Below are 7,150 nucleotides of genomic sequence, written 5' to 3'. Positions count from 1 at the left end.
CTCTGGTTGTTCGCTCATCTGACTACATTACCATATTTTTCGGCTCTCGAACGACTATTTTTCACCTGAATCCTTACGATCGATCTTTTCCATGCCCTTAGCGCCAGCTTTGACGCATCGGGCTACAAACTCGTTGTATTTGACAACGCCATCAATATAGTCATTGACGTGTTGTTCGAGTTTGTCGAGATTTGCAATGAGAAACTTGATTTCCTCAACCGAATCTACGAATGCTCCCAATTCTTCCTCGGACATTCCAGCAAAGGCTGAGGGGTCAAAGCCGTAGTATCCCTGAAAGGAAGTCAGCATTTCAGGCGCGCTATCAAATGCTTTGACTTTTCCGACTAGGGCTGGTGCTATGGCTCCACCGCCTGTGTATTTAACAATTGCACTCATCATTTTCTCCTCGATATTTCATAGCCAATCACATATCATCACTTTCTCCTACTTGCGCCAATCTTTCTCGGTAATCGCTGCGATTGCTGCTGCACTCACCAACACCCAAAATATTCGGTTAACGGTTTTGTGGTTGGCTAAATTCATTGTGATGGCAGGTCGAGCAGTCGATACTTTGATTCCACCAATTACCCTGGGTAGCATCAAAGCAGTTGTGATTGAAGCAACAAGAAACAACACAATTAGTTTGGTGGTATCCCCTAGTTTGGGTAGCGGTAATGGCAGTGGAACTTGTCCGTATTGCGGTGTTGGCGCTGGTGCTTTTGGTGCTTTTAGTGTTGGTAGTTTCAATCTAACAAAAGCAAGTGCATTGAGGATATCTTGTGTGATTTTACTGCGGTTAATCTGCATTGATATTCTCCGTCCTCCAAAAACTTAAGTTTGTTGCTTGTATCGTTACCACAATCTCTTTAGTTCCTCCCTAAAACCAGTTGTGTTTGCTTTATCTTGCTCGTCACCCTCCTCATTTTCATCCTCATAGTGCATGAAGTAATCTTCATTTTCCGGTTCTGGAGGACTGTGCCAATTGCAATTGGGTCGGTCAATCCAGTAAGGATAAGCTCTAACTAATTTACCGTTTACCCGATCTACCAGGTTGATTCCATTGGCGTTGCATTCGGCGTAGAACTCGTCTTCTTCGGTAAGAGTCGCTGGAGGCAGTAATTTTTGGGGTTTGATTTTCTCTGGTTCGTTCATTATTTTCTACACCTTAATCCTCTGGATACCTATCTACCCATGCCTCGGCGCTAACTATTGCTTCTTCTTTTGTAGCGGCACAACTTTCTATGAAAATGATACAACCCGCTCTCACGAACCATTTCCACAAGGTACCTTCTTTGTATATTATTATGTCCCAATCCTTGTATTCGTAAACCAAGCCTTCTTCTGCTGGTAGCTCTTCAACAATTTGAGGTTTGGCTGCTGCTTGATTGGCGAAGGGTAAGAATCTCAGGTTTGGGATTCTACAGGCAACTTTTACGGCCAGAAAGTTAAGAATTTTATTCAGCATTTTGTACCTCAGTAGTTTGTAGATTTTTATCAGGCGCTGCCAACAAGTGAATTAAGGATGCTGTCAAATCCGGGCTAACTTCGGGTTGAGGAATAGCAGCGGACAAGTTGCGACTGATGGTTGTTTCAGGAATCGGTACGGCCCCAGTTTCGGTGATGGGTGCCGGTTCAGTCGCTTCGGGACGCTCGGTATTTTCATTGGAGTATGGATTCATTAATTTTCCTCACTCGCTGCAAGTAGGTTGAATGATGGAGCAATCGATCGAGCTGTCAAACATTTTAGGCGCAGCCTCCCACAAGCACCGCCACTTCGCTAATTGCTGCAAACTTAGACTTGATAGTTCTCCAAAGCGTTAAGGGAACCAAATACATTTCAACGAATCCAAAGCTCTCAATCATAGGAACCTCATTAATGCGATTGTTTCTTCAACATTGTCATTGCTGGTGGGATGATAGCCCGCCTGGCTAATAGCTTCAGAGCAGGCTTTGTCCTCAAGCAGGAAGATTAAATAAACTAACAATTTATCAACCTGCTTCCGTTGTGTCCTTAGTTGTCGCAGTTCTCGCAGTCGAGCGATGCAGGTAGCATTTTTTTGGCTCCGTTTCCCGGGTTTCTAATGCTAAACGTCCGCTGTCTATCCCTCCAATGAAAACATCAAGTGCCTCAAATATTTCGTTGCCCAAATCACCAAAATCTCCGTTAGCTATATCTTCCAGAGCATCGGAAATACCGCCTCCAAAGATAAAATCATTGGTACTCTGCCTTACTTTTTGCCTCGCCTCGTTCAGTTTTGCTTGCACGTTGTTCAAACCTTGTTCTGCATTTTCGGTAGAACGGGTCGTGCGTTTTTGTTTGCCCGCGCTGCCGTTTTGAGCTGCCTTAGCTTGCTCTACTGCTTTCTTATCTGTCGCGTTCATGGTGGTAAAACTCCTCAATGATTTGATGGATTGATTGGATAGCTTTAGTCCTGCCTCGTTCCCTCACTAGCTGCCTGAACAACCACATAATTTCGCTGTCGGCTCTGTCAAATCCCTTGCGCCGTCGCGCTCGCGTGCGTTTGGGCGAAACTTCTTTGTCGGTCGGGGTTTCTTCCGATTCTGAGACTTCAATTTCTTCAACACCCTCCTGCAATCGAATAAGTTCTAATTCTTTGAGTACCGCAGCATCCCGCCTCAGTTGAGTTAGAGAAATATTCATTGCACCGGCTAGCGTTCCGTTCGTCGTCCAGTCAATTTGTTCGGGAATTATTGCTGATAGCGGTCGAAACATGGTCGTTACTTGGTTGTTTCCCAGGCGTTAAATGGTCGGGCAATCTTTTACCAACCACTTAACGACCGCATGAAAATCAAAAAAAATTATTTCCTTTCGGGCGTGCTAAATGATTTGGCATCCCAGATACCCCAGACTTCCCGTGCAGAAGCTACGGCACCTTGGAGCGCTTCTGCTTGCGATCGCCCGAAAACTACGATTTGGCGAGGTGGATTGTACTTGCGGGTGACGGTAACGCTCCACTTGAATTGATGGCTTTTGAGTGCTTTCATCGATCGTCCCTCCCGTCGCCTGGAGATGGTGCAGCTTCCGATGAAGCTAACAGGGAACCGGAGAACAAGCGAATTAGGCGCAGCGCTTCGGGTTCAGAGAGCCAAACGTCCAAGTGTTCCAAGGAATCTTCAAACAAATCCGATAGTTCGCATTGAGAGAGCGCTTGGAGTACCGTCGATGAATAGTGTTGGGCGTAAGTTATCGCTTCAATCAGGGCAAGCTTTTGGATGCGGTTGCAAGTGCTCAGCAGCGATTGCCAACAGGTGTGGAGTTGGCGGCTGGAGAATTGGTCGGCTATGGCTTCCACGAGGGCTACCCCTTCGGATTCACTTGGCAAGAAATCAAAATCTTGGGGCCAGCGATTGCCAAAACATTCAACAGTACCGCACTCTTTAATAGAGCGGGTGAGCGTGTCCCTTTGGCGCAGCGAATAAACAGTCGCTTCCATCAAAACCCAGAGTTCTGGTTCTGCCATCGTTTCCACGGATGCCAACAGCGAAGGGTACAAAGAAGCGCTCGTCACCCCTGGCGTTGCAGCAGCAGCGAACACCTCAACCGTTAGCGGTATCGGTATTTGTGTCATGATTGAAAAACCTCATTAATGTGAGTGCCACACCCCGCCCTTTGAGATTGCGAGTCATGGGGGGCGGGGTTTGGTTTTGGTGTTAAACTATGTCTGTGTATGCACAGACATAGTTATGTATGCACAGACATAACACTTTTGCTTCTGGGTTGTCAAGCCCTATGATGAAAATTGTTATTTGTGCATACACAGACATGACCAGAAAACCCGCAGAACGCAGCGCTTGGGGCGAAAACAAAGAGCGCTACAGCATTTTTGTGACTCCCACCGCGATGAAGGCGATCGACACCAGGGCTGAGGCTCTTGACATATCGCGCTCTGAATTCTTGGAACAGTTCGCCCGTCAGATGGTGGGGATGACCGATGCTGAACTAAAAAAGGAGGATAGGGAGGAATTGACCAAAAGTTTTGGAGCAAAGTATCGCATTAGCCCGCGAAGAACTTGCTGGCAGGGGTTTGTTTCTCAAGCGCAAAGCTAAGGGCGATCGGGTTCAATTGCTAAAAAATCAAATTATGGAATGGGAAACACTACTTGAAAAACTAAGTTGAACTTTCGGTATACACGTCCGCTTGGACTTTCGGAGCTTGGTGTATACCTTTCCTTGGTGTATACCTGCGCGCCCGTGCATCAGTTCTTATTCCTGACGGGGTTGTCACTAGGGCGAAATTTTCACCCTATTATCTAAGGTGATTTTATCAGGTGATTTGCTAACGCGATTGTTTGAGGCGATCGGCAATGATGCTGGAGAGTTCGGGATTGCTGTCGGCCGCGTCGATGATGGAGCGGAGAGAATTGGCATAAGCCAGGGTGCGCTCGTACTGTTCGGGCATTTTCTCGAAATCGATGCCGCTTCCCCATTTACTCGAAATAGTCTCTGTTTGCACGGCTAGGATGCGACTCAACAAGCGAACGCACTCGGCTCTATAGCCCCTCGTAGCTTCCATCTGGGCATCGGCACCGAACCAAAGTTTGCAGAATTCACGGGCTTTCACAGGTTTTACTTTATCGAGAGAACGTCTTTTTAGTGCCTGCACACTTCTCCTATTTAACCATATAATTTATGGTAAATTAGCAAAATAGAGCTAGCAATATTTACCTGATGATATCATGTCATTAACTCGCGCTGCATCCGTGCATGATAGAAGCGGGAGGGTCACAAAGCTTCTTGCTGCGATCGCGCAGAGTCAGGCAAATTAAACTGCGGGTATACACCAAGACTCGCATGGTCGTTGGTTGGTGTATACCTTTCATGGAGCGCACAAAGCGTCAAAGGAGAATTTATGAGCGAATCAGTTAGAGCCGTCAGAGCCTCGGTACAAATAGGTGCCTTAACAGTCGATGGGTTCATGCTGCCAGATGGCTCGTATCGGATGAGCCAAACACAAGTAGCCGAAGCAGCGGGCTTATCCCGACGCAACGTGTCCGATTTTTTACGCTCAAACGCCCTGAAAAGCTTGCTGGGTGAAGGTTACACGAGTACGATTTTTGAGCGAGAAGAAATCGAAATCGAGTCTGAACCCGGTAGTCGGGGGCAAAGTCGGTTTCTGTCCGTCCCTCCAGAAATTGCCAGCGCTTACTGGCTGTGGCAAGCTCACCGGGGGAACAAAGCTGCCTTGACCCTTTGCATGGGACTGATTACCGAATCTCTCGAACGGCGGTTTGACGAAGCTTTCGGCGTTACCCGCACTGAGGCTGAACGAAACGAGCTTCTGAGCCAGCGAGTTCTTGAACTAGAACAAAATATCAGAGAAGCGTTTTGGATCGAAGACGAGGCCAGAATCGAACGGGATTACTACGAGCGCTTGCTTCGGGAAAACGGCATCGATCCTTGGAGAATTCCGGGAACTGAGGAGGAACCGAGCTAATTGCGCTCGGCAACTATTGGAATTTTTCGATTCGGAAATTCCTTGCCTGGTGACGCTCGCTCGCAACCCGTCGGCATATAAAATTGGAAAAGGCTGTTGCCAACAAGCGACCGCCCGCATCGATTAGACCAGACCAAAAAAAAAAGAGTCCGCAGTCTTTAGAAGAGACGGCAGACAACCAAATAAAAAAAACTTTAGATTCATCATAGTCTATTTCTGCCATTACCGCATCATTTGCACCTTTGCACATCAACGGTAGTTACAGCAGAGCCGTCTCTTCTACATTTAGCGGGTTTTTGTAAAAAAAACCAGTTAGCACCGCTATGAGTAGCGAGAGAGGCATCTATGAACGTTGTTGCAGATCAATTTTTATCAACTACCACTTATCTTTGCCCCAAACACAAGAGCCACATTGAGAGCCGGGGGCTGTTGAATAATTGGAGTTACGCCAACTGCCGAACCGTATCTGCTGACGAGGCATCAGTTTACTTGGGTTATACCGCCAAGTCTGGTGGCATCTTCTTTATCGGTGCAGGCACACAATTTCAGTTCCGGCCAGACAAGCCTTGGAAGTCAAGAGAAGATAAAAAGGCACCCAAGTACCGCACCCCGTTAGGGGAATACGACGCTTTTCTCCTCCAGCACCCAACCGATAAGGACTATTGGAATATTGAAAAGCTTGCAGAACACTGCTACCACATTAACGGTCAGCCCTACATCTTACTAACTGAAGGAATCTGGAAGGCGCTCGCGGGATGCTGTCATGGTTTACCCACAATTGCATTGATGGGCATCAGCATGGGGCTGACTGCCAAGAAAAACGACTTGCAAGGTCAACGCTTTCTCGTTGCCATACTAGAACACTACGCTCGTGCCGGTTTTGGGTTCATCATTGCCTTTGATGCAGATGCAGTCACCAATCCAAGCGTCATTTGGGAACAGCGGAAACTCGGCCGCCAGTTGCTTAAGTTTGGTGTACCCGTTCGCAGCATTACTGGACAATGGGAACCTGGCACTGAAGGAGAAACCAAAGGTATGGATGATTTTATCCAGAGAAAAGGAATAGAAGAGTTTAGGCGGATGCTTATGAAGTCAGTCAGCTTTCAGGAATGGGAGAGCAATCTCGACACCGAAGAGGGTCAAAACTTCACAGCATCAAAGCCTCCCACGCCGAGACGGCTTGCCCGCCAATTAGCTGAAGATTACGGGGAGATTTGGAAATTTGACAACGAAACGAAAACTTGGCGGATTTGGACGGGCAAGCACTGGGAGCGTACTGACGATGGGAATTTTAGAACCCTGGTCAAAACCACCATCGATGCCAGAAATATTGAGTACAAAGGTTCTAGCTACATCACAGACGTGCTGAGCCTGCTCACTGACGACTTACGAGTTAAGCATTGGGATATCTGGGATAGGAAGCGCTACATCGCTTTCGATGATTCAGTATGGGATAGCCTGACGGGCGAAATCCTTAAACACTCTCCGGCTACGGGTTTTACTTCCTACTTACCTTACCCGTACAAGCCTTTGACGGGAACTGACGCCGAGGCGATTGACATCCTCCGCAACAATTGCCCAAACACCTACCGATGGATGAATACGGCAATGCAGGGAGACCACCAGAAAATCCTCAAACTGTTGGCAGTCATCAACGGATTGCTTAAGTTCCGGTTTTTTGACTTGCAGATGTT

13 protein-coding genes are annotated in these 7,150 nt (G+C 47.4%); 3 read left to right on the top strand and 10 right to left on the bottom strand.

Annotated features, from left to right (window positions below):
- Window positions 1–54: 54 nt before the first annotated feature.
- The 9 genes from QUB06_RS33425 to QUB06_RS33385 all read right to left on the bottom strand — a co-directional run bounded on the left by QUB06_RS33425 (window position 55) and on the right by QUB06_RS33385 (window position 3,590).
- Window positions 55–399: a hypothetical protein gene (locus QUB06_RS33425; RefSeq protein ID WP_333439000.1), complete on the bottom strand. Its 345-nt coding sequence runs from the start codon at window positions 397–399 to the stop codon at window positions 55–57.
- Between the two features lie 45 nt (window positions 400–444).
- Window positions 445–807: a hypothetical protein gene (locus QUB06_RS33420; protein ID WP_333438998.1), complete on the bottom strand. Its 363-nt coding sequence runs from the start codon at window positions 805–807 to the stop codon at window positions 445–447.
- A gap of 45 nt (window positions 808–852) precedes the next feature.
- The gene (locus QUB06_RS33415; protein ID WP_333438996.1) at window positions 853–1,152 is read right to left on the bottom strand and encodes a hypothetical protein; all 300 of its coding nucleotides are present in this window, start codon (window positions 1,150–1,152) and stop codon (window positions 853–855) included.
- Between the two features lie 13 nt (window positions 1,153–1,165).
- Entirely contained in the window at window positions 1,166–1,465 is a 300-nt protein-coding gene (locus QUB06_RS33410) for a hypothetical protein (protein WP_333438994.1), read from the bottom strand.
- Window positions 1,455–1,679: a hypothetical protein gene (locus tag QUB06_RS33405; RefSeq protein ID WP_333438992.1), complete on the bottom strand. Its 225-nt coding sequence runs from the start codon at window positions 1,677–1,679 to the stop codon at window positions 1,455–1,457. Before QUB06_RS33405 ends, QUB06_RS33410 begins: the two co-directional genes overlap by 11 nt.
- A 310-nt stretch (window positions 1,680–1,989) precedes the next feature.
- On the bottom strand, window positions 1,990–2,382 hold the full coding sequence (locus tag QUB06_RS33400; protein ID WP_333438990.1) for a hypothetical protein: 393 nt from the start codon (window positions 2,380–2,382) through the stop codon (window positions 1,990–1,992).
- Window positions 2,366–2,734, bottom strand: a complete 369-nt coding sequence (locus QUB06_RS33395) for a hypothetical protein (protein WP_333438988.1) — start codon at window positions 2,732–2,734, stop codon at window positions 2,366–2,368. The genes QUB06_RS33400 and QUB06_RS33395 overlap by 17 nt, the downstream gene beginning before the upstream one ends.
- An 86-nt stretch (window positions 2,735–2,820) precedes the next feature.
- The gene (locus QUB06_RS33390; protein WP_333438986.1) at window positions 2,821–3,006 is read right to left on the bottom strand and encodes a hypothetical protein; all 186 of its coding nucleotides are present in this window, start codon (window positions 3,004–3,006) and stop codon (window positions 2,821–2,823) included.
- The gene (locus QUB06_RS33385) at window positions 3,003–3,590 is read right to left on the bottom strand and encodes a hypothetical protein (protein WP_333438984.1); all 588 of its coding nucleotides are present in this window, start codon (window positions 3,588–3,590) and stop codon (window positions 3,003–3,005) included. Before QUB06_RS33385 ends, QUB06_RS33390 begins: the two co-directional genes overlap by 4 nt.
- A gap of 161 nt (window positions 3,591–3,751) precedes the next feature.
- Here QUB06_RS33385 and QUB06_RS33380 point away from each other — a divergent pair, with 161 nt between their 5' ends.
- Complete coding sequence (locus tag QUB06_RS33380; RefSeq protein WP_333438982.1) at window positions 3,752–4,069, top strand: hypothetical protein; 318 nt, start codon at window positions 3,752–3,754, stop codon at window positions 4,067–4,069.
- 229 nt (window positions 4,070–4,298) lie between these two features.
- On the opposite strand, the gene QUB06_RS33375 is transcribed toward QUB06_RS33380, so the two are convergent.
- Window positions 4,299–4,583: a hypothetical protein gene (locus tag QUB06_RS33375; RefSeq protein WP_333438980.1), complete on the bottom strand. Its 285-nt coding sequence runs from the start codon at window positions 4,581–4,583 to the stop codon at window positions 4,299–4,301.
- Between the two features lie 288 nt (window positions 4,584–4,871).
- Between QUB06_RS33375 and QUB06_RS33370 the strand changes: the two genes are divergently transcribed.
- Together QUB06_RS33370 and QUB06_RS33365 are read left to right on the top strand one after the other, a co-directional pair.
- A complete protein-coding gene (locus QUB06_RS33370; RefSeq protein ID WP_333438978.1) occupies window positions 4,872–5,456 on the top strand; it encodes a hypothetical protein in 585 nt (194 codons plus the stop codon).
- 345 nt (window positions 5,457–5,801) lie between these two features.
- A partial coding sequence (locus QUB06_RS33365; protein WP_333438976.1) for a DUF3854 domain-containing protein occupies window positions 5,802–7,150 on the top strand: 1,349 nt, incomplete at its 3' end.

The organism is Microcoleus sp. D2_18a_D3 (genome assembly GCF_036702455.1).
GTDB lineage: Bacteria > Cyanobacteriota > Cyanobacteriia > Cyanobacteriales > Microcoleaceae > Microcoleus.
Note: the sequence above shows the minus strand (reverse complement) of the source record. Positions and strands in the feature narration are given on the sequence as shown.